This window comes from Rhodococcus sp. SJ-2 (genome assembly GCF_053750035.1).
Genome location: NZ_CM132340.1, coordinates 2,565,291 through 2,587,260, shown reverse-complemented (window position 1 = coordinate 2,587,260; position 21,970 = coordinate 2,565,291). Strand labels below are relative to the sequence as shown.

The 21,970-nt window shown below is 65.1% G+C and carries 22 protein-coding genes; 10 read left to right on the top strand and 12 right to left on the bottom strand.

All coding sequences use genetic code 11. From position 1 onward, the window contains the following. Positions 1-2: 2 nt before the first annotated feature. Positions 3-965 carry an oxygenase MpaB family protein gene (locus ACSYG9_RS12100; RefSeq protein ID WP_454842617.1) on the top strand — a complete coding sequence of 321 codons (963 nt, stop codon included), beginning with the start codon at positions 3-5 and terminating at the stop codon, positions 963-965. 43 nt (positions 966-1,008) lie between these two features. Here the strand turns inward: ACSYG9_RS12100 and ACSYG9_RS12095 are convergent, their stop codons facing one another. The 5 genes from ACSYG9_RS12095 to ACSYG9_RS12075 all read right to left on the bottom strand — a co-directional run bounded on the left by ACSYG9_RS12095 (position 1,009) and on the right by ACSYG9_RS12075 (position 4,709). Then, complete coding sequence (locus tag ACSYG9_RS12095) at positions 1,009-2,484, bottom strand: MFS transporter (RefSeq protein WP_440127371.1); 1,476 nt, start codon at positions 2,482-2,484, stop codon at positions 1,009-1,011. Between the two features lie 83 nt (positions 2,485-2,567). Next, positions 2,568-3,164: a TetR/AcrR family transcriptional regulator gene (locus ACSYG9_RS12090; protein ID WP_454842616.1), complete on the bottom strand. Its 597-nt coding sequence runs from the start codon at positions 3,162-3,164 to the stop codon at positions 2,568-2,570. Continuing rightward, positions 3,161-3,769, bottom strand: coding sequence for a recombination mediator RecR (recR, locus tag ACSYG9_RS12085; RefSeq protein ID WP_440127369.1), 609 nt, complete (start codon positions 3,767-3,769; stop codon positions 3,161-3,163). Before recR ends, ACSYG9_RS12090 begins: the two co-directional genes overlap by 4 nt. An 8-nt stretch (positions 3,770-3,777) precedes the next feature. Further along, positions 3,778-4,101 carry a YbaB/EbfC family nucleoid-associated protein gene (locus ACSYG9_RS12080; protein ID WP_440127635.1) on the bottom strand — a complete coding sequence of 108 codons (324 nt, stop codon included), beginning with the start codon at positions 4,099-4,101 and terminating at the stop codon, positions 3,778-3,780. A 173-nt stretch (positions 4,102-4,274) separates the two neighbouring features. Continuing rightward, positions 4,275-4,709, bottom strand: a complete 435-nt coding sequence (locus tag ACSYG9_RS12075; RefSeq protein ID WP_440127368.1) for an SRPBCC family protein — start codon at positions 4,707-4,709, stop codon at positions 4,275-4,277. A gap of 144 nt (positions 4,710-4,853) precedes the next feature. Here ACSYG9_RS12075 and ACSYG9_RS12070 point away from each other — a divergent pair, with 144 nt between their 5' ends. After that, on the top strand, positions 4,854-6,284 hold the full coding sequence (locus ACSYG9_RS12070; protein ID WP_454842614.1) for an FAD-binding oxidoreductase: 1,431 nt from the start codon (positions 4,854-4,856) through the stop codon (positions 6,282-6,284). Further along, positions 6,281-7,588 (top strand): class I SAM-dependent methyltransferase, encoded by a 1,308-nt coding sequence (locus ACSYG9_RS12065; RefSeq protein WP_440127366.1) that lies wholly within the window; start codon positions 6,281-6,283, stop codon positions 7,586-7,588. The genes ACSYG9_RS12070 and ACSYG9_RS12065 overlap by 4 nt, the downstream gene beginning before the upstream one ends. 81 nt (positions 7,589-7,669) lie before the next feature. Here ACSYG9_RS12065 and ACSYG9_RS12060 read toward each other — a convergent pair whose 3' ends face one another. The 4 genes from ACSYG9_RS12060 to ACSYG9_RS12045 form a co-directional block, all read right to left on the bottom strand. Then, positions 7,670-9,805, bottom strand: a complete 2,136-nt coding sequence (locus tag ACSYG9_RS12060) for a 3-hydroxyacyl-CoA dehydrogenase NAD-binding domain-containing protein (RefSeq protein WP_454842946.1) — start codon at positions 9,803-9,805, stop codon at positions 7,670-7,672. Positions 9,806-9,839: 34 nt separating this feature from the next. Continuing rightward, complete coding sequence (locus ACSYG9_RS12055; protein WP_440127365.1) at positions 9,840-11,054, bottom strand: acetyl-CoA C-acetyltransferase; 1,215 nt, start codon at positions 11,052-11,054, stop codon at positions 9,840-9,842. Positions 11,055-11,344: 290 nt separating this feature from the next. After that, a complete protein-coding gene (locus ACSYG9_RS12050) occupies positions 11,345-11,605 on the bottom strand; it encodes a hypothetical protein (RefSeq protein WP_440127364.1) in 261 nt (86 codons plus the stop codon). An 84-nt stretch (positions 11,606-11,689) separates the two neighbouring features. Further along, a complete protein-coding gene (locus ACSYG9_RS12045; RefSeq protein ID WP_454842612.1) occupies positions 11,690-11,974 on the bottom strand; it encodes a hypothetical protein in 285 nt (94 codons plus the stop codon). A gap of 40 nt (positions 11,975-12,014) precedes the next feature. Here ACSYG9_RS12045 and ACSYG9_RS12040 point away from each other — a divergent pair, with 40 nt between their 5' ends. The 4 genes from ACSYG9_RS12040 to ACSYG9_RS12025 are packed head-to-tail and all read left to right on the top strand — an operon-like array spanning position 12,015 to position 15,875. Beyond that, positions 12,015-12,410, top strand: coding sequence for a hypothetical protein (locus tag ACSYG9_RS12040; RefSeq protein WP_440127362.1), 396 nt, complete (start codon positions 12,015-12,017; stop codon positions 12,408-12,410). A 6-nt stretch (positions 12,411-12,416) separates the two neighbouring features. After that, entirely contained in the window at positions 12,417-12,725 is a 309-nt protein-coding gene (locus tag ACSYG9_RS12035; protein ID WP_440127361.1) for a nucleotide exchange factor GrpE, read from the top strand. A gap of 19 nt (positions 12,726-12,744) precedes the next feature. Beyond that, positions 12,745-14,535 carry an Hsp70 family protein gene (locus ACSYG9_RS12030; RefSeq protein ID WP_454842611.1) on the top strand — a complete coding sequence of 597 codons (1,791 nt, stop codon included), beginning with the start codon at positions 12,745-12,747 and terminating at the stop codon, positions 14,533-14,535. 50 nt (positions 14,536-14,585) lie between these two features. Then, a complete protein-coding gene (locus tag ACSYG9_RS12025) occupies positions 14,586-15,875 on the top strand; it encodes a DUF7373 family lipoprotein (protein WP_454842610.1) in 1,290 nt (429 codons plus the stop codon). 26 nt (positions 15,876-15,901) lie between these two features. Here ACSYG9_RS12025 and ACSYG9_RS12020 read toward each other — a convergent pair whose 3' ends face one another. After that, the gene (locus ACSYG9_RS12020; RefSeq protein ID WP_454842608.1) at positions 15,902-16,933 is read right to left on the bottom strand and encodes an intradiol ring-cleavage dioxygenase; all 1,032 of its coding nucleotides are present in this window, start codon (positions 16,931-16,933) and stop codon (positions 15,902-15,904) included. A 201-nt stretch (positions 16,934-17,134) separates the two neighbouring features. Here ACSYG9_RS12020 and ACSYG9_RS12015 point away from each other — a divergent pair, with 201 nt between their 5' ends. Continuing rightward, the gene (locus ACSYG9_RS12015; protein WP_454842606.1) at positions 17,135-17,965 is read left to right on the top strand and encodes a mycofactocin-coupled SDR family oxidoreductase; all 831 of its coding nucleotides are present in this window, start codon (positions 17,135-17,137) and stop codon (positions 17,963-17,965) included. Positions 17,966-17,983: 18 nt separating this feature from the next. Here the strand turns inward: ACSYG9_RS12015 and ACSYG9_RS12010 are convergent, their stop codons facing one another. Further along, a complete protein-coding gene (locus ACSYG9_RS12010) occupies positions 17,984-18,415 on the bottom strand; it encodes a hotdog fold thioesterase (RefSeq protein ID WP_440127356.1) in 432 nt (143 codons plus the stop codon). 91 nt (positions 18,416-18,506) lie between these two features. Between ACSYG9_RS12010 and ACSYG9_RS12005 the strand changes: the two genes are divergently transcribed. Beyond that, positions 18,507-18,971 (top strand): winged helix-turn-helix transcriptional regulator, encoded by a 465-nt coding sequence (locus tag ACSYG9_RS12005; RefSeq protein ID WP_440127355.1) that lies wholly within the window; start codon positions 18,507-18,509, stop codon positions 18,969-18,971. Between the two features lie 7 nt (positions 18,972-18,978). On the opposite strand, the gene ACSYG9_RS12000 is transcribed toward ACSYG9_RS12005, so the two are convergent. Next, positions 18,979-21,117: a DNA polymerase III subunit gamma and tau gene (locus tag ACSYG9_RS12000; protein WP_440127354.1), complete on the bottom strand. Its 2,139-nt coding sequence runs from the start codon at positions 21,115-21,117 to the stop codon at positions 18,979-18,981. 108 nt (positions 21,118-21,225) lie between these two features. On the opposite strand from ACSYG9_RS12000, the gene ACSYG9_RS11995 reads away from it, so the two are divergent. Further along, complete coding sequence (locus tag ACSYG9_RS11995) at positions 21,226-21,903, top strand: helix-turn-helix transcriptional regulator (protein WP_440127353.1); 678 nt, start codon at positions 21,226-21,228, stop codon at positions 21,901-21,903. Positions 21,904-21,970 lie beyond the last annotated feature (67 nt).

Sequence of the window (21,970 nt, the reverse complement as noted above, 5' to 3'; positions counted from 1 at the left end):
AGATGACAACCACGGGATCGCGGGCGAAACGATCGCGCAAGCCTGCCGTCGTCGCGTCGCCCGAAGCACGGATCGAGAAGGCCGGTACGTTTCCCGGTCCGGATCGCGACCCGCATCCGAAAGCCGGACGATACGGCTGGTTGAAGGTGATCGAGGGTCTCGACCCGGTCACCCATCATCAGGACATCCTGCGGATCACCGCGGGCTACGAGTTTCCGTGGGATTACCAGCGGTCGCTCGAGTTCGCACTGTTCCGCACGTACTGTGTGCCGACCATCTCCGAGTTACTCGCCCGGACCGGAGAGTTCGAGCATCGACCACAGAAGCGTTACGACGACACGTCCCTGTTGATGGCCGAACTCATAGAGCACGGGTACGACGCCGAACGCGGACGTGAATCGCTGCGCAACATCAACCGTATGCACGGCAAGTACTCGATCGACAACGACGACATGCTGTACGTGCTGTCGACCTTCGTGTACGACCCGCTCGACTGGATCGACCAGTACGGTTGGCGCCGCCTGCATCCGAAGGAGCGGCTCGCGTCCTTCTACTTCTACCGGCAGGTCGGCATCCGGATGGGGATCAAGGACATCCCGGAGTCGTTCCAGGAGTTCCACCGGTTCAAGCTCGAATACGAACAGACGATGTTCGATTACAGCGACGACAACCACGCCATCGGCACCTACACCCTCGAGCTGTTCAAGTCGTGGTACCCGAAGGCGCTCGGCCCCGGTGTCGAGAAGGTCGTGTATTCGCTGATCGACGACCGCATGGCCCACGCGTTCGGATTCCCCAAGGGGTCACCGCGTATGCGCTCCGTCTCGGAAGGTGCACTGCGGATACGGTCCGCGCTCGTACGCAGGCTCCCCAAGCGGAGGGTGTCGGTATCGGGAGGCAATGCCACCAATCGCACGTATCCCGGCTACCCGCTGGGCTACCGACCGCGGGATCTCGGGGTCTGACCCCGTCGCCGCAGCACCGAATCGGGCGCCCCGTGTCGCAGACTCATACGTCTGCGGGACTGGGCGTCCTCGATTTGAGGGACGGAAGCGCGAACGCCGACACGAATACGACGATGGCGCACGCACCACAGACCAGATACACGGTGACGAACCCGCTCGACGCGATTCCGCCTGCGATCATGTGCGCGGCGAGCACTGACGCGACCACCGCGCTGCACATCGTGCTCCCGACGGTCCTGAGCAGCACATTGACACCGTTCGCAGCAGCATTCTGAGACAGCGGCACAGCGCCGAGAAGCAGGATCGGCAGCGTGCAGTACACGAACGTCGTCCCGATTGCAGCGATGAAGATGGCTCCCACCACCATCCACAGAGGTTTGTCCGGGACCGCGTGGATCGAGTAGCCGATGATGAGGAAGGTTGCGCCCACCATGATCGCCGATTTCGGTCCGAACCGATCCGAGACACGTGCGGCCACGAGCGCGAAGACCATCATCGCGAAGCTGGCAGGCAATTGGCACACTGCCGCCTGCAGAATCGTCAGACCGTACCCTGCACCACGATCGGGCGAAGCCTGGAGCAGCTGGGTCGTGATGAGGGTGTTCCCGTAGAACGCGAAGCCCACGAGCAGCGCAGACAGATGCGGCGCCAGAACCGAACGGCGCGCCGACACTCGCAGGTCGACGAGCGGGTTGCGATTGCGCAACTGCTGAAATCCCCACGCCGCGAACAACAGAATGGCGCACGCGAACATGGTCAGAACCGCGGTGCTCGTCCACCCCCACGTGCTTCCCTGAGTGATGGGCACCAGTAGGCAGATCAATGCGCTCGAGAGCCCCACGGCTCCCACGACGTCGAAGCGACCGCCGGTGCGCGTACTCGACCGAGGGACGACGTACGCGGCCGCGACAGCGACTCCCGCACCGATCGCCGTGGTCACCCAGAACAAGAGGTGCCAATCCGCGAACTGAACGATCGCTGCGGCGAACGGGATTCCCACGGCCGTACCGATGCCGAGTGTGGAACTGAGGACCGCGATAGAACGATCGACGCGGTCCCGCGGCATCACCTCGCGCAGGATCGCCATGCCGATCGGAAGAACAGCGGCACCTGCCCCCTGGAGCCCCCGCGCGAAGATGAGCAGTCCGATGTTCGACGTCACGGCACAGATCAGCGACCCGACCGTCATCAACCCGAACGCGATGAGGAGCATCTGCTTCTTGCCGATCATGTCGGCGAGACGTCCGAAGATGGGTGTCATCACCGCACCGACGAGCAGCGTGCTTGTGACCAGCCACGACACTGCGGTGGGTCCAGCTCCGGTGAAACCGGGAAGACTCGGGAGCAACGGCACGATGACCGTCTGCATGATCGCCTGGAAGATCGCGCCCACCGCGAGGACCGGGAAAACATACTTCGACAGATTCGGCCGGTCGGAGCGGGTCGCGGTGCGCTTCTGCACCGGCACACTGCGTTGCGAACCCGGAACGTGCAGCCGTAGAGGGAACGACACTGTCACGCGACTCCCTCCGGCGATGGTAAATGGCTGTTCACCACTCTAGGTGAACAGCCATTTACCTCACAACCGGAGTGGGGATTGCCTCAGTGACCTTTGCCGTCGAGCAACGACTGCACGAGTGGGGCATACATCGCGACCACGTCATCGACCGATCCCGCCGCCTTCTCCTGCATCATCCGGCGGCGCATGAACGCGACCCCGAGGAGCATCGAGAACACGAGCTCCGCACGCATCCGTGCATCCGGCCCCCTCATCAAAGCCACCAACGCGTCGATCATCTGGGACGAGTAGTTCTCCCGGAGCTTGCGGTTGCTCTCCTCACTGGATCCGCTCATGAACAGCAACGCCATCGACAACGGTTTGTGCCGAGGGGACTGCCGCGCGAAGATCTCGACCATCCGCTCGCCCAACTTCTCGAACGGGCCGTCGTACAGCAGGTGGGCCGCAGCCTTGAAATCCACCAGCTCGTCGTACAACTGCTCCTTGGACCCGAAGTACTTGATGATCAGAGGGGCACTGACCCCGGCGTCGTCCGCGATGTCCTTGAGAGTGATCTCGCGATACGGGCGCGTCGCAAACGCGAGACCTGCGGCATCCAGGATCAGCCCCCGGGTTTCCTCCGACGTCCGTCGCCTCTTCTCGGGTGCACCCGTGACCACTGGCGTCCGGCGATCCGTCACATCGTCCGCCTTCCGGACATTGCACGACCCAGTGTGAGCTCGTCGGCGAACTCGAGGTCGCCGCCCATCGGTAGACCCGACGCCAGCCGAGTGACGACGAGCCCCGGGAAGTCCCGCAGCATCCGAACCAAGTACGTCGCCGTCGCCTCACCCTCGGTGTTCGGGTCGGTCGCAATGATCACCTCGGAGACATCGATCCCGTCTTCCTGGTTGCCGATCCTGGTGAGCAGCGCACGGATGTTGAGTTGATCCGGACCGACACCGTTCAGTGGATCGAGCGCCCCACCGAGAACGTGGTAGCGGCCACGGAATTCACGGGTCCGCTCGATCGCCTGCACATCCTTGGGTTCCTCGACGACACAGATCTGCGTTCGGTCACGCCGCGGATCTGCGCAGATCCGGCACCGCTCCCGGTCCGACACCGTGCCGCACACCTCGCAGAACTGCACGCCGTCACGGACCTTCTGCAACGCAGCCTGCAGCCGGTCGATCTCCGGCGGCTCGACCGACAGCAGGTGGAACGCGATCCGTTGCGCACTCTTGGGTCCGACGCCCGGAAGCTTGCCGAGCTCGTCGATGAGGTCCTGAACCGGCCCTTCGTACACGCGTGCCTCTAAAAACCGGGCAGGCCGGGGATACCGCCACCGAGTCCACCCGCGAGCGGACCGAGCTTCTCGGCAGCGATTTCCTGGGCCTTGGCCGACGCATCGGCAACCGCAGCGACGACGAGATCCTGCAGGGTCTCGACGTCGTCCGGGTCGACAACCTTCGGGTCGATCTGCACAGCGACGACCTCACCGGTGCCCTTCACCGTTGCGGTGACGAGACCGCCACCGGCCTGGCCGGTGACGTGGGCCTGCGCCATCTCGTTCTGCGCAGCCATGAGCTGCTGCTGCATCTGCTGGGCCTGGGCGAGAAGTTGCTGCATGTCAGGCATACCACCGGGTTGCACGGACACGTCCTTCCTGTGTTCGGGTCCTGCGTTGTCGAGCCGGTCTCATCGATCACCTAGCATTCGACTACGGAGGTTTCTGTCTACTGAGATCGTCTACCTGGTGTTTCGTCAGCCAGGCTAGTCGCATGCCCACCTGGCCGGCACTCACACGAAGGTCAGTCGACCGTGTTCTTCAGATTCTCGAGAACCTGCTTCTGAATCTTGCGCAGGCCGATCGGAGCAAACGTCTTCTCGAAAAATCCGCCGATGCCACCCGCGCCGTTCCACTGGGTGAGCGTCACGACCGTCGAGCCGGTGCCGTTGGGAACCACGCTCCACGTCGTGACGAGCGACGAGTTCGCGTCGGTCTCGGTGATCGTGCTGCCGGAGGTCGTCACCTTCGCCTGTACGTCGCGCACCCGCTTCTCGGTGGCCTGGAGCAGCCAGTGCACGATCGTGCCGTCGCCCTGCCCACCGGAGACCACGCGATAGTCCCGGTAGTGATCGGAGAGAATGCGCGGGCGCACGCTCTCGTAATCCGCAAGCGCCGCGAGCACCTTCTCGGGTGCCGCTGCCAATTGGATCGAGCTGCTTGCACTGACCTGTGCCACGGTGAACTCCTCTGTGACTGTGGATTCGTTTCGAGCCCGTGCGGCTCGCCGACGCCCTACATCCTGCCTGTCAGTACCGCGACGTAGGTGCCCGGCAGGTCTATTGTGGGTCCCACCACTGGTGCGCTGCTGCAGGGGAGTCGAATGCTGAGAACGTCACGAAGTGTCGGGCCGTACGGCGACTCGATCCACCGCGAGGGTGTGCGACGTCTGTTGCGCTCGTATCGCACCATCCCCGCCGATGCGCCGGTACGTCTCGCGAAGAAGACCTCGAACCTGTTCCGCGCACGCACGAAGGTCGATTCACCGGGTCTCGACGTAGCGGGGCTCGGCGGTGTCATCTCCGTCGACCCGCAGGCACGCACGGCCGATGTTGCCGGAATGTGCACGTACCAAGACCTCGTCGACGCGACACTTCCGTACGGACTCGCGCCGCTGGTCGTGCCCCAGCTCAAGACGATCACCCTCGGCGGAGCGGTCACCGGGCTCGGCATCGAATCCACCTCGTTCCGCAACGGACTGCCGCACGAGTCGGTCCTCGAGATGGACATCCTCACCGGGGGTGGCGAGATCATCACCGCAACACCCGACGGCGAACACGCCGACCTGTTTCGCGGTTTCCCGAACTCCTACGGATCGCTGGGTTATGCCACGCGACTTCGCATCGAACTCGAACCGGTGAAGCCGTTCGTCGCGTTGCGTCACCTGCGTTTCACCTCACTTGCCGACCTGCAGTCGACGCTCGACCGGATCACGACCGACCGCGTGTACGCCGGAGTTGCCGTGGACTATGTCGACGGTGTGGTCTTCTCCGCCGACGAAAGCTACCTCACGCTCGGCGTGCAGACCTCCGAAGCCGGGCCGGTATCCGACTACACCGAGATGAACATCTTCTACCAGTCGATCCGGCACGAGTCCGTCAACCATCCCAAGACCGACCGCCTCACCATCCACGACTACCTGTGGCGGTGGGACACCGACTGGTTCTGGTGCTCGCGCGCCTTCGGAGCCCAGAATCCTCGCATCCGGAAGTTGTGGCCGAAGAAGCTGCTGCGCAGCAGCTTCTACTGGAAGCTCATCGCGCTCGACCACAAGTACTCGATCGCGGACCGCATCGAGGCCCGCAAGGGCAATCCGCCGCGAGAACGCGTCGTCCAGGACATCGAGGTTCCCATCGAACGAACCCAGGAGTTCATGCAGTGGTTCCTCGATGAGATTCCCATCGAACCGATCTGGCTGTGCCCCTTGCGTCTCCGCGATCGGTCCGCGTCGTACGACCCTCGCCGGCCATGGCCGCTGTACCCGCTGGAGCCGAAACGCACCTACGTCAACATCGGTTTCTGGTCGTCGGTGCCCGTGGTCCGCGGCGAGGCCGAAGGCGCCGCGAACCGCCGCATCGAGCGTAAGGTGGCAGCACTCGACGGTCACAAGTCGCTGTATTCCGATTCTTTCTACAGCCGTGACGAATTCGAGAAGCTCTACTACGGCGAGGGGGAATACCCCGCGCTCAAGGATAGATACGATCCAGGGTCCCGCTTGACGGGCCTGTTCGCGAAGGCGGTGCAACGACATTGACCACATTCAAATCGGAGGCCTCCGGGCATAAAACGGACAAGCTCAATCTTGCCCAGATCGTCGAGATCGCAACGGGCGGTGAGATGCCGCTGCGGTTCACCGCATACGACGGTTCCACGACCGGGCCCGCAGACGCTCCGTTCGGCCTCAACCTGACCGCCCCCGAAGGCGCTACCTATATCGTCACCGCCCCGGGCGACCTGGGCATGGCCCGCGCATACGTTTCCGGCACGCTCGAGGCGGAGGGTGTGCACCCCGCCGACCCGTATCCCCTGCTCAAGGCACTCGGCGGTGTGCACTTCGAGCGCCCGCCTGCGCGGACTCTCGCGCAGATCGTTCGGTCGCTCGGACCCGACCTGATCAGGCCGATCGCTCCCCCACCACAGGAACATCTCCCCCGCTGGCGCCGCGTCGCCGAGGGCCTTCGCCATTCGAAGGCACGCGACGCCGAGGTGATTCATCACCATTACGACGTGTCGAACACGTTCTACGAATACGTGCTCGGCCCCTCCATGACGTACACGTGCGCGGTGTTCGAATCGGAGAACCAGAGTCTCGAGGACGCCCAGGAGAACAAATACCGCCTCGTCTTCGAGAAGCTACGACTGAAGCCCGGGGATCGCCTGCTCGACATCGGCTGCGGCTGGGGCGGCATGGTGCGCTACGCAGCCCGCCGAGGTGTGAAGGCCATCGGCGCGACCCTGTCGAAGGAACAGGCGGAATGGGCGCAGAAGGCCATCGCCGAGGAAGGTCTCGGCGACCTCGCCGAGGTGCGACACTCCGACTATCGCGACGTGTCGGAAACCGGGTTCGATGCGATCTCGTCGATCGGCCTGACCGAGCACATCGGTGCCGCGAACTACCCGTCGTACTTCCGGTTCCTGCACGACAAACTCCGTGTCGGCGGTCTGCTGCTCAACCACAGCATCACTCGCCCTCACAACCGCGGACGGATGAAGGCCGGCGGCTTCATCGACCGCTACGTGTTCCCCGACGGGGAGCTCACCGGGTCGGGCCGGCTCATCTCGGAAGCCCAGAACGTCGGCTTCGAGGTGATGCACGAGGAGAACCTGCGCCAGCATTACGCGTTGACCTTGAAAGCATGGTGCGAGAACCTCGAGAAACATTGGGATTCAGCACTTTCCGAGGTCGACGAGGCCACCGCACGTCTGTGGGGTCTGTACATGGCGGGGTCGCGGGTGGGATTCGAGAGCAACGGCGTCCAGCTGCACCAGATTCTCGGCGTGAAGCTGGGTGAGGATCAGGCACCTCAAGTCCCGCTGCGCCCGTGGTGGGTCGCATGAGCGCGTAGGCGCAGATACACCGAGAACGGGCAGATACATCCTTTCGCAAGGGTGTATCTGCCCGTTCCGGTTGTAACTGGGTCAGCTACGCAGCGACGCCGGCGGAGTGAAACGCTCGCCGTACTTGGCGGCGAGTTCCTCGGCCCGCTTCACGAAGCCTTCCTTACCACCTGGGTATCCGACGATGTACTGCGCGACACCACCGGTCCAGGCCGGGAAGCCGATACCGAGGATCGAGCCGATGTTTGCGTCGGCGGTCGTGGTGAGCACGCCCTCGTCGAAGCACTTCTGGGTCTCGATGGCCTCGGCGAACAGCATGCGGTCGATCAGATCCTGCAGCGGTACATCGAGCGTCGCCACGGTCTTGTAGTGATCGCGCACGCCCTGCCAGATGCCGAGACGCTTGCCGTTCTCGTCGTACTCGTAGAAGCCCGCCTTCTCGAGACGCCCCGGACGACCGGCCTCGACCATGAAATCGACGACGTCGATCGCGGGGTGACGAGTGGTGCCGAGCTTGGTGTCGCCCTGCGCCGCGGCCTCCGCGGTCTCCTTCGCGATCTTCTGCATGAGCTTCATGTTCAGCTCGTCGGTCAGCTGCAGCGGCGGAGCCGGGTACCCCGCCTGCGAACCGGCCTGCTCGATCGTCGCGGGCTCGATGCCCTCGCCGAGCATCGCGATGGCCTCGTTCACGAACGTACCGATCACGCGCGAGGTGAAGAAGCCGCGGCTGTCGTTGACCACGATCGGGGTCTTGCGGATCGCGAGCGTGTAATCGAACACGCGGGCGAGCGCCTCGTCGGAGGTCTTCTCACCCTTGATGATCTCGACCAGCGGCATCTTGTCGACCGGCGAGAAGAAGTGGATACCGATGAAGTCCTCGGGACGCTTGACGCCCGTCGCGAGACCCGTGATCGGCAGCGTCGACGTGTTGGAGCCGAGCAGAGCATCGGGATCGACGATGTCCTCGATCTCCTGGAACACCTTGTGCTTGAGCTCGGTGTTCTCGAAGACGGCCTCGATGACGAAGTCGACACCCTTCAGGTCTGCGGCGTCGGCGGTCGGGTGGATCCGGCCGAGAAGAGCCTTCGACTTCTCCTCGGTGGTCTTGCCACGCGAGAGCGCCTTCTCCTCGATCTTGACCGAGTAGTCCTTGCCGCGCTCTGCGGCCTCGACGGTGACGTCCTTGAGTACCACATCGAAACCGGCCTTCGCCGACACGTATGCGATGCCCGCGCCCATCATGCCCGCACCGAGAACGCCGACCTTCTTGATCTCACGCTTCGGCACATCCTTCGGACGCGACGCGCCTGAACCGATGGACTGCATATCGAAGAAGAACGCCTGGATCATGTTCTTCGCGACCTGGCCGGTGGCGAGCTCGGTGAAATACCGGGACTCGATCGTCGACGCGTTGTCGAAATCGACCTGTGCGCCTTCGACAGCTGCAGACATGATCGCGCGCGGAGCAGGCATCGGGGCGCCCTTGAGCTGCTTGCGCAGGTTCGCGGGGAAGGCCGGGAGGTTCGCCGCGAACGCAGGCGACGACGGGGTACCGCCAGGGATCTTGTAGCCCTTGACATCCCACGGCTGCACACCCCCTTCGGGGTTGGTCTTGATCCACGCCTTCGCGGCGGGAACGAGCTCGTCGATGCTGCCGACGACCTCGTGCACGAGACCGAGTTCCTTGGCCTTGACCGCGTTGTACTTGTTGCCCTGCAGCAGAAGCGAGAGCAGCGCGGTCTGCAGGCCGAGCAGGCGGACAGTGCGGGTGATGCCGCCGCCACCGGGCAGCAGGCCGAGACTGGCCTCGGGCAGTCCGATCTGGATGCCCTTGACGTCGGCAGCAATTCGGTGGTGGGTCGCGAGCGCGATCTCGAGTCCACCGCCCAGCGCCGCACCGTTGATGGCGGCGACGACCGGCTTGCCGAGGGTTTCGAGGCGACGCAGGTCGGACTTGATGTCCTGAACCTCGTCGAACGCGGCCTGCGCGTCGTCGGGCCCGATCTCGATGATGTTGCGCAGGTCGCCGCCTGCGAAGAAGGTCTTCTTCGCGGAGGTGATGACAACGCCGCTCAGGGAGTCCTTCTCGGCGACGAGACGATCGACGGTCGCCTTCATCGAGGCCTTGTAGAGCGCGTTCATGGTGTTCGCGCCCTGATTGGGGTCGTCGAGCGTGAGGACGACGATGCCGTCGGCGTCCTGATCCCAGGAAATCATGTTGTCGGTCACTGTATTTCGGATCCTTCCGGTATCAGACGCGCTCGATGATGGTGGCCACGCCCATGCCGCCACCGACGCAGAGGGTGAGCAGGGCACGACGCAGGCCGCGGCGCTCGAGCTCGTCGACCATCGTGCCGAGGATCATGGCACCGGTCGCGCCGAGCGGGTGTCCCATAGCGATGGCACCGCCGTTGACGTTGAGCTTCTCGTCCGGGATGTTCAGGTCCTTCTGGAACTTCAGGACAACGGAGGCGAAAGCCTCGTTGATCTCGAACAGGTCGATGTCGTCGACGGTCAGGCCCGCGGTGGCGAGGACCTTCTTCGTCGCCGGTGTCGGGCCGGTGAGCATGATCGTCGAGTCGGCACCCGACGTGGCGGTCGCGACGACGCGGGCACGCGGGGTCAGGTTCAGATCCTTGCCCGCCTGCTCGGAGCCGACGAGCACCAGCGCGGCGCCGTCCACGATGCCCGAGCTGTTGCCACCGTGGTGGACATGGTTGATCTTCTCGACGAAATGGAACTTCTGCAGAGCGACGGCGTCGAATCCACCGACCTCACCGACCGTGGCGAACGACGGCTTCAGCCCGGCCAGACCCGCGAGGGTCGTGTCGGGACGCATGTGCTCGTCCTGATCGAGAATCGTCAGGCCGTTCTGGTCCTTGACCGGGACGACGGACTTCGCGAAATAGCCACCCGACCACGCGGCAGCGGCGAGCTGCTGCGAACGCAGAGCATAGGCGTCGACGTCCTCGCGGGAGAAGCCCTCGATCGTCGCGATGAGGTCGGCGCCGACGCCCTGGGGTACGAAGTAGGTGTCGTAGTTGGTGGCCGGGTCCAGGCCCCACGGGCCGCCGTCGGAGCCCATCGGCACTCGCGACATGGACTCGACGCCACCGGCGATGACGAGCTCGTCCCAGCCGGAACGCACCTTCTGTGCCGCGGTGTTCACGGCTTCGAGGCCGGACGCGCAGAAGCGGTTGATCTGGACTCCGCCGACGGTGTCGGGCAGTCCGGCCGCGGTGGCGGCGGCGCGGGCCATGTCCGCGCCCTGGTCGCCCACCGGACCGACGATGCCGAGGACGAGGTCGGAAATGCGATCCTCGTCGAGATCGGGGAAGCGGACACGTAATTCGTCGATCAGGCCGGTAACCAAGGAAATCGGCTTGACGGAGTGCAGCGAGCCGTTCTTCTTACCGCGGCCGCGGGGGGTTCGGATGGCTTCATAGATGAATGCCTCGGTGGTCACAGTGCGCAGGTTCCTTCCCGTGCTGACGGTGTGGTGACGCGACATCACATGAGGACGTCCGCGCCCAACCTTCCGCCTCCACCGTAGGAGTGCATCCCGGACTCGATAAGGACCGAACCGATCGGGCTCCGTGACCGAACCGAACCCGGCAACAGCGCCACACAACACATTCGTCTGCGCTTCATTCTGCGTTGACCTGCGGTAACAGACGAATCTGCGAAAATCTCGAACTCTGCGGGAACTTTTCGTCCTGCCCGCGCCTCATATCACCGACACACACGAACGCCCCGTCACCGGCACCCGAACGTACCGATGGAAAGTGAGCACACCATGACCAGCGGATTCTTCTCCAACACTTCGGCCAACTCCGCCACCGAGTCCACCGACAGCACCCGCTCCGACGCCAACTTCGGCGCCGCAGCGTCCGGGGAGGCCGCAGAGTCGACCGACAGCACCCGCTCGGACTCGTCGTACGGCTCGACCGCGTCCTCCGCAGACTCCGCATCCGCCGCGAGCGACCGCGCCGATTCGTCGTACGGTTCCGGTTCCACGTACGACAGCGACTCGTCCTTCGGATCGTCGTCGGCCAGCGACCAGGGCTCCGTGAGCTACGAATCGTACGAGCGTTACGAGCGTTACGACTCGTCGGGCTCGAGCAGCTCCGACTCGTCGCACGGATCGGCGAGCGACAGCGGCTCGTCGGCCTCGGTCGGTGCGTCCTCTTCTGCGTCAGACTCGAGCAACAGGGCCTCGTCGTCCGATTCCGCCAACGCAGGCGTCTCCTCCTCGGCTACTGATTCCGCCGACCGCTCCTCCGCGTTCGACACCGGTGTCTCCGGTTCGAATTCGTCGGCCTCCAACTCGAGCGACCGCGCCGCGTCTTCCGGCTCCAGCGAGACAGGTGCGGCGGCGTCGGGCAACCCGGGTTCCGCACCGGCCGGCGCCTCCGGCTCGGGGCCGGTGGTCCTCGACGAGTACTCGGGCTCGGACGGAGCCCAGTACGTCGACTACGACACCGACGGCGACGGCATGGTGGATCTGACCACCGTCGACCTCGAAGGTGACGGTCGCATCGACGCCAACATCAGCGACAGCGACGGCGACGGCGTGCTCGACCAGATCTCGATGGACACCAACGGTGACGGGCTGATCGACATATCCGCGATCGACTCCGATGCCGACGGCAGCCTCGATGTCGCCGCGATCGATGCCGATGGCGACGGCGAGGTCGACGCCGTGATCGACCTGCACACCGGCGCAGTGGACTACGACGGTGACGGCACTGCCGACGACTACGTCGACGTCAGCGAGTTCGGTACCGGCAGCAGCTCCGAGTACAACACCGATCTCGCCTGATCTGTCATGACAACCGATGATGCAGGTACGACTCCGATCGCCGATCGGATCGACGACCTGATCACCGCGGCCGACGTGGCAGCAGAGGGCGAAGAGCGCACCGGCATCATCGACCGGCTCGCCGGGATGGGAGTCGAACGCGTGACCGCGCCGGTGGGCACGCCGTTCGACCCCACCTTCCACCGTGCCGTCGCGATGGTGCCCGCACCGCGCGAGGCGGACGTGAACACGATCGAGCAGACCGTCCGAGCAGGTTGGCGACATCGCGGTCATATGATCCGCTACGTCGAAGTGAAGGTGCGAGTGCACCGATGATCATGAGGGAGAACTACCGATGAGCTGGGTCCTAGCGGTCGACTTCGGCACGTCCAATACCGCCGCGGCGCACCGAATCGGACCCGACCGAGTCGAGACGCTCCCACTGACACACACGGGCAATGCTCTGCCGTCATCGGTTTTCGTCGGCCCGAATGCGATGTCCACCGGAGACGTGGCGCTCAACCAGGCCTCACTCGACCCCGCCGGGTTCGTGGTCGCACCGAAGTCACTGGTCGTTGCCGGTGGAATCGTCGTTCGGGACCGGGAAGTTGCCGTCTCATCGATCATCGCGGCAGTGCTGCGCACCGTGTACGGGCAAGCACTTCAACGCCACAACAACGAACCGCCGGCCGAGGTCGTGCTCACCCATCCGGAGGCGTGGTCGTCACGAGAATTGTCGGTGCTGCGCGAGGCCGCATCGATCGCAGGGCTCGGTGGGAGTGTCTCGCTGATCTCCGAACCTCGCGCGGCGGCCTTCTACTACTCACGCCAGCACGACGCGAAAATCGTGAAGGGCTCGACGATCGCCGTGTTCGACTTCGGTGGCGGAACCCTCGATGTAGCCGTCCTCACCGCAACGAACGAGTGGACCTTCGAGGTTCTGCGTGCCGGAGGCGACAACGCCCTCGGAGGCAAGAGTCTCGACGGTGCGATAGCCCGATGGGTAGACCAGCATCTGGCCGAGGACGATCCGCAGCTCGCAGCGTGGCTGCGCACGCCGGAAGGTCTCGAGACCCGTCGCACTCTCGACGATCAGATCCGAAAGGCGAAAGAACTCCTCTCGGAAGCTCCGTCGGCGACGATCCGGGTCAGGGGCAATGGGTCGGACAAGACCCTGACTCTCACGCGGGACGAATTCGAGCAGCTGATCGAACCGCAGATCACCCGCGCCGTCCAGCTCGCCCGCGGAGTGTTGCGCGACGCAGGCATCGGAAGCGGCGGCCTGCAGGCGCTGTACCTGACCGGTGGCTCCTCCCGGATCCCCTACGTGCACCGCAGATTGGCCGAGCTCGGGCCGATCGCCACACTGGACGACCCGAAAACCGTCGTCGCGAAGGGCGCCGCCGGGTTCGTCGCAGGTGGTCGCGCCACCGACCCTCCCGCGATGGTCGACACCGAGGTGCTCGAACGGAGGCCGACCGGGAACACCGCGTCGGCTCCCCCGCCGCCTGCCTCGTTCGTCAAACCGAATACCGGCGCGTCGGCGCCGACGCGCACCAACCGGAAGACCCTGGCACTCGCCGGAGGAGCTGTGGTGGCCGTCGCCATCGCAGCGGCGGGCTTCTACTACGGCACGCAGGACGACGCCCTGGCGGCAGAAGTCACCGCGACAACCACCGAAGCCGCACCGGACAACGGTGGGAAGCCGCCCGCCACTTCCGACTCGAGCTATACCAGCGAGACCTACGACGATGTCACCGCGCTACTTCCGCGAAAGCTCATCGACGCGAGCTCCGAATGCAACAAGTCAGGATTCAGCACCCAGGGGGCCTTGCAGGTCCGCTGCCTGGTCAATCCTGATTCCTCGCTCGGCCGAGCGATCGGCATGGAGAAGAACGACTACGAGTCGGTCACCGCGTGGCGTGACGACCAATACGCGCGCTCGAATTTCATACGCCTGCGCGACAGCAACGACGGAAACATCAAGATCGTCTCGCCGGACAACAACCGCATCATCGATCAGGGCCAGGACGGCACCTACTTCACGGCTATAGACCGATCGACGGGACTACTCATCCAGTTCTCCACCGACTCGGCCGGCCAGGGAATGACCCTGCTCACCGAAATCGGTTTCGCACCTGCCTGATCCACCCCACGCCACCTGCGCCGATTGCAGGACAAGGAGTATCGACTACCATGCGTACCTCACGCATTCTTCTCGCCGCCACCGCTGTCACCCTGGCACTCGCCGGCTGCAGCACTACTTCCGAGGGCACCGCACTCGCCGAAGGCGAGGCAATCGAAAGCGGCAGCACCACCGGAACGTTCGATATCGCAGCACTCGACACGGGGGAATACAACGTCGAACCGCGCGACTTCATCGCCGAAGGCCAGTCGGCCGGGGATTTCGGTCCCGCAGTCGAAGGTCAGCGCATGGCCGAGTTCGTGATTCACCCCTACACCATCGACCCCACGCTCACAGACGGTGGCGGCATGGCGACAGGCGTCGGCGTCGGCGGAATCGGCAAGGTCCTCAGCGGCGGCGGCGCCGCCGAGGTGGCCGAATCGTTCGGCATCATCACGGGCTTCGGCAGTTTCAGCAGTACACCCGATGCCTCCCGTCAGCTCGGTGTCGCGGTGTGGCGGTTCCCCGACGCGGACAGCGCCGCCCAGGCTGCTGCCGCTCTGCACGCCAACGCGCTCGCCCCGGAGGATGTCGGATTCACTTCGGGACCGCAGACACCGGTATCGATCCCGCAGCTGCCCGACACATTCGCAACGACCTACTACTGGGACAGCCTCGACACCGCAAGCATGTCGACTTTCACCGCGCGGGGACCACACGTGGTCTACACCTATACTTCCGCGGAAGACAATGATGCCGAGTGGAACTCGGATACCACGGCTCGTGCTGTCGAAGAGCAGCTTTCGCTGGTCGAGCAGTTTCCGTTCTCACCGACCGACGAAATCGAGTCGCTTCCGGTCGACCTCGACAAGGTCCTCGCGCGCGCGGTCGGATTCACCGAGAACGAGTACGCAAGGAACTCCGACACAGCAGTCTACGGACCGCTCGGATGGCTGCACTTCGATTCGCATCCCGCAGAGACGGCCGACATCTTCGAAGCCACCGGTACCGACCGTGTCGCTTTGGCCAATTCGACCGTCTACCGCACCAGCGGACCCGAAGCCGCCCGCGAATTGCGCGAGGCGTTCCTCGAGCAGAGCCACGACACCTACCCTGACCTGGTCGACGAGCCTGCGCCACAGGGTGTTCCCGACACCGTCTGCCGTGCCGGCGACATCGCTCAGGGCAGGTTGATGGACTGCATGATGACCTACGGTCCGTACGTCGCTCAGCTCGTCGGACATCGCGCGGTCGGGAACACCGACCCCGACGACGACACCCTGCGGACGATGCCGCAACGAGTGGCCGCCCAGTACACGAAGTTCGTCCGCGCAGAAGAGCTGGGTCTCGGCGAGAACTGAGCGGGAACCCCGCCCGGCATCTCCCGTCAGTTCGTGGGAGGGCTGGGTATACCGCTCGGCGGGGTTCCTCCCGGCGGCATTCCACCGGGCGGCATTCCACCGGGCGGCATTCCACCGGGCGGCATTCCACCGGGCGGCATTCCACCGGGCGGCATTCCACCGGACATGTTGCCACCCGTGGGTTCCGTGGTCGTGTCGACACCGACAGCGAGAACGACGTGGTATCCGCTGGTGACGTCGCCGGTGACCGTGCCGAGTTGGCTCACGCCGCCGTCGTCGCCGAAGACGTTGTCGGTCTCGAGGGTCATCGCCGCGAGATTGGCGACCGAAGCCTCGTAACCAGGCGTGGCGTACACCGTCTCGCTCACATCCTGCGGTAGCGCGACCTGGGAAGTGGCGACGGCCTTGGTGGAGTCGGTGATGGATTCCTCGTCCGGATAGACCTCGAAGTGGATGTGCGGCCACCGGCCAGGATATGCCGCGGGGAAGATGCTGGTGAATCTCACCTTTCCGTCGGCGTCCGCGATCTGCACGCCGCGCAGGTAGTTCTCGTCGGTGATCCCCTCCGAATACAGGGAGTAGCCGCCTTCGCGGTTGCAGTGCCACACGTACACCGCTGCCCCGGCAAAGGGAACTCCTCCCGCTGCCAGGTCGGCGATGGACAGCTCGAGCGTCATCGGGACTCCCTCGGCGGTCGCAGAGGCTTCCCCGAAGCTCGATCGGATGTCGTTCCGCACGATCCCGCTCTGTTCGAGCACGTCCGGACCGTTGGATCCGTCGCCCGGGTAGGGCCCGGCTGTCTCGTCGGGGATTTCCGCAAGGCCCGAGGCAGCGGCCGTCGTCGACGTCGCGGATGCGGTGGTGCCGCTGTTTGCGCCTCCGCATGCAGCCAGGCCGACCGTCGCGGCACCCAATCCGAAGAGCGTGAGCATCTTGCGTCGGCTCAACAGAGTGCCGACGTCGAAGGCCAGACCCTGGTCGACGATCTCGTCGTGCGGCCTGGGCAGGCCGCGTCCTTCATATGTGTCCTGGTGGGTTTTCGAGAGCTGTTTCCTCACCGAGTCTCCTTCCGGTGCACCTGGCCGGGGGCTGTTGCAATCACCGCCTCAGTCTGGGGCGGCGCGCAGTGACTCGGCTGCGGTATCGCTGGGAGTTCGCTGTGAATCGCACGGTCTCTCGCTCAGCGGGAATGCCCGGGCCCGAGCGCGACGACTGCCCACAGAATCGCCGGACAGGTACTCAGATCCGAAGGAGCCCGCATGACCTCGACCGGCCATTCTGCACCCCACCGATTCGAGAACAAGGTCGTGTTCATCACCGGAGCAGCGCGCGGGCAGGGTCGCGCCGAAGCCGTCAGGTTCGCGCACGAAGGTGCCGACATCATCGCCGTCGACGCGTGCAGTGAGTTCTCCTCGACCGCGTACGCCGGGGCAACGCGCGACGATCTCGACGAGACCGTGCGCCTGGTGGAGGCGACCGGGCGACGCATTGTCGCGACCGTGGCCGATGTACGCGACTTCGACTCGTTGTCGCAGGCGCTCGCAGCGGGAGTCGAGACCTTCGGGCGACTGGACGTCGTGATCGCCAACGCAGGCATCTGCTCGGGCGGGCTGTCGTGGGAGATCAGCCTCGAACAGTGGAAAGAGACCGTCGACGTGAATCTGACCGGTGTGTTCCACACTGCGAAGGCCGCCGTACCGCACCTGCTCGCAACGGGTGACGGCGGCTCGATCGTGTTCACCAGCTCGGTGTCCGGTATCAAGGGCACCCCGTTCACCGGCCATTACGCCGCGACGAAGCACGGCATCGTGGGTCTCGCGAAAACCATGGCGAACGAGCTGGGCGAGCATCGGATCCGGGTCAACACCGTCCATCCGGCCGGCGTCGAGACGGGTATGACCGTCTCGGATCTGCACCCGCTGATCGCGAAGTACGCCTCGACGCTCGGACCCATCTACATGAATTCGCTTCCCTACCAAATTCTTCAGGCCGACGACGTCGCCTCGGTGGTCGCGTGGGTGTGCTCGGACGAAGCCAAGTACATCACCGGGGCACAGGTTCCGATCGATCTCGGCAATCTCATCCGCTGACACGACCGAACAGAGGCCTCACTCAGGAAGCGGAATGTTCTGTAGTCGCAGTTGACCGCGAGCGAGTACCTTCTCGCTCGCGGTATCACTGATGATCACCTGCCACAGCTGCTGCGTGCGGCCCTGCTGTATCGGCTCGGCGACCACGACCGCGCGGCACCCCCTGCTGGACCGCAGGAAATCGGTAGCGTTGTGCACGCCGACGGCGAATTGACCGCGATCGACGACCGCGGCGCTGGCTCCGATGCTGCCTGCGCTCTCCACGATGGTGGCGTAGACGCCGCCGTGCACGACGCCCCACGGGGTGAGGTGGTCTTCGCCGAGGTCGACATGTCCGGACACTCGAGTCGGTGTTGCCTCCTCGACGACGAATCCGCTCGCAGCGACGAATCGACTCGCGGCTGCGAGGGACGCGTCCGGCACCGCCGCAGTTCCCTTGGTCTCCGACATGGTTACTCCTCACTCCACAGCTGACTTCTGAAATCACAGTTAGCCAGGTAAGGGCCTGCCTGTCAAGACCACAGTCAGCTACGCTCGCATCATGCAGTGGCTCGACTACAACACCGACAACTGCTCGGTCCAGCGAACGATGAACATCATCGGCGAGAAGTGGACGATGATCGTCCTACGCGAGGTCTTCAACGGTGTGCGCAGATTCGAGCAGATGCGACAGCACACCGGAATTTCCGAACCGATCCTTTCTGCGCGACTGCGCACCCTCGTCGACGCGGGCGTACTCGACACCGTGCCCTACCGGGAAGCGGGTCGTCGCGCCCGTCACGAATACCGGCTCACCGACAAGGGCCGCGAACTGTATCCGATCCTGATCGCCCTACTGCAATGGGGCGACCGCCACTACGCCGATCCGGAAGGACCGGCCCTCACGGTGCACCACCACGACTGTGGCGAACCCGTCGCGGCCGTCGTGCAATGCGAGGCCGGCCATCGCGTCGAGCCGCGCGACGCGGATGTGCGCCCCGGCCCGGGCGCACATCGAGCGAACTGATCCCCCGCTACTTCTCGTCGATCGGCCGAGCGCCAAGCACGTCCTTGAGCAACTCCATCGCCACATCTTCGGGATCACGACGGGTCGACGGATCGCCCGGCGTCGCGGCCTCGGCGAACATCTCGTCGACGTCCTCCTTGGAGATCTCCGACGGATCCGGCGGCGGAGCGTCGTAATTCGCATCCGGGCCGGGATCGTCGGGCAGATCGGGTGCGTCCGGCGGGGGAATGTCGTCGTACTCGGAACGCTGTGACGGCGCTGCACTCGCCCCGCCGACGGGCGGAGGTGCTGCGTCCGGAGTCGGCGACCGCTTGGCCTGGCTGGGCCGCGAGAACCGTGGTTGCCCGGTGGGGCGCGACTGCTTAGGTGCCGCAGCAGCTTTCTCAGGTGCCGGCGCGGCAGACCCGTGGACACATGTGACCTCGGTGTCGACACCGAACAATTCGCGGAGTGCCTCGGCAATCACGGTTGCGTTGCGCGGTTCGGCGAGTCGCTTGACCAGCGGCGCCGAATCGTGGACCAGGACGACCCGCGTGCCATCGACCTCGCGGACGGTAGCACCGGACAACATGACCTCCACGGTCTTGCTGCGGGCACGCACCTTGGCGCGTACCTCGGACCACACCGCACGGATGGCTGCCGCGTCGAGACTCGATGCCGCAGCAGGCTCCGGCGCGGGCTCAGGCGCCGGTTCGGGTTCCGGTACAGGCTCCGGCGCAGGTGCCGGTTCGGGTATCACAGCAGGAGGCGGCTGCGTCTCAGTACGCGGCTCGGGAGCCGAAGCGGGCTCCGGCGCCTGTGGTTCGGGCTGCGCGGGCAGTGCGGAAGCAGCCTCGATCTGCACCGGGTCGGGTGCACGACGTTGAGACGGACGCTGGAAACGCGCGGCCGGTTCGTCGGGCGCGATCGGAACGGCGGCAGGTTCGGGTGCTGTCGGAGGCGGAGCCGCAACGGAACCCGCTGCCGTAACCGCTGCACCGGCGGCGCGCCCCGGGACGAATCCTTGTTCGAGCCGCTCCAGCCGCTGTAGTACCGCGGACTCCGCATCGGATGCCGCAGGAAGCAGCATGCGAGCGCACATCACTTCGAGCAACAGGCGGGGCGCCGTCGCACCGCGCATCTCGCCGAGTCCGGCATGGACGATCTCCGCGTAGCGCGTGAGCGTGGCCGGACCGAGCCGCGAGGCCTCGTCACGCATGCGTTCGAGCACGTCGCCGGGGGCATCGACGAGGCCACGTTCCGCGGCGTCGGGGACATTTCGCATGAGGATGAGGTCGCGGAGGCGTTCAAGGAGGTCGATCGCGAAGCGACGCGGATCGTGTCCGGCATCCATGACCTTCTCGACGGTGCCGAACAACGCCGCGCCGTCCCCGGCCGCCAGCGCGTCGACGGCTTCGTCGATCAACCCCACATCGGTGACCCCGAGCAGCGACAGAGCGCGCGGATACGTGACACCTTCGACCCCTGCTCCCGCGAGGAGCTGATCCATGACGGACAGCGAATCTCGGGGCGAACCACCACCGGCGCGAATGACCAGCGGATACACCGCATCCTCGACCGGCACGTTCTCCTGGACGCAGATTTTCTCGAGAAGGCCGCGCATCGTGGTGGGAGGGAGCAGGCGGAATGGGTAATGGTGCGTTCGCGACCGGATGGTGGGGAGCACCTTCTCCGGTTCGGTGGTCGCGAACACGAAGATCAGGTGTTCCGGTGGCTCCTCGACGATCTTGAGCAGGGCGTTGAATCCCTGCGTGGTGACCATGTGAGCTTCGTCGATGATGAAGATCCGGTACCGCGACTCGGCCGGTGCGTAGAACGCGCGATCGCGAAGCTCGCGGGTGTCGTCGACGCCGCCGTGGCTGGCCGCGTCGAGTTCGGTGACATCGAGGTTGCCTCCGCCGCCCGGGCCGAGCGACACGCACGACCGGCACTGTCCACAGGGTGTCGAGGTTGGGCCCTGTTCACAGTTGAGTGACCGGGCGAGGATGCGCGCCGAAGATGTCTTACCGCAGCCACGCGGACCCGAGAACAGGTACGCATGGTTGATGCGCCCGGTGTCGAGAGCCGTGCTTAGGGGCGCGGTGACATGCTCCTGCCCCACCACCTCGGCGAAGGTCGCGGGTCGATACTTCCGGTACAGGGCCACGCGCCGAGAGTACCGGCGCGTGCCGACAACAGATCGAACGGCGCCGTCGTTGACAAACGATATATCGTGAAATATCGTGACTGCATCAACAGAGAAGGAGTTCGCACAATGCGCAACGAACGACATATGCGCGGCGCCCGCCGCGCACACGACATGAATCAGTTCTTTTCCGAAGGCCCGTTCCTGGGCGAGGATCCCCGCCGCGGGGGTCCGTTCCCCGGCGGCGACCCCCGACGCGGAAGCCCCTTCGGCGAAGGTCCACACGGCAGAGGCCATCGCGGGGGCGGCCCCATGCACCGCGGCGGGCGCCGAGGACGCGCTCAACGAGGCGACGTCCGCGCGGCAGTACTGCAGCTACTGGCCGACGAGCCCATGCACGGCTACCAGCTGATGCAGGCGATCGCCGACCGCACGGGAGGCGTCTGGAAGCCCAGCCCTGGAGCCATCTACCCGACCATCTCGCAACTCGAGGACGAAGGGCTGGTCCGCGTCGAGAAGGATGCCGGTCGCAAACTCGTGTCGCTGACCGACGAGGGGCGCGCCTGGCTCGCCGATCCCGCCAACGAGCAGGCCGATCCGTTCGCCGGCCACTCCGCCGACGAGAACGGTCCCGACCTGCGTGGCGCCCTCCGGGACCTGCAGACGGCCGCACGCGTCGTCGCGGTCAGCGGCAGCGACACCCAGATCGCTGCAGCCCACAAAGCACTCGTCGACGCACGGAAATCGCTCTACCTGCTGCTCGCCGAAGGCACTGCCCGGACGACCGACACCACCGATCCGAGCTGACGGCCGATCACCGTTCGCGAGGGTGGGCGAACGCCTCGCGTGATCATGGGCCTCGTCCCGAGCGGCA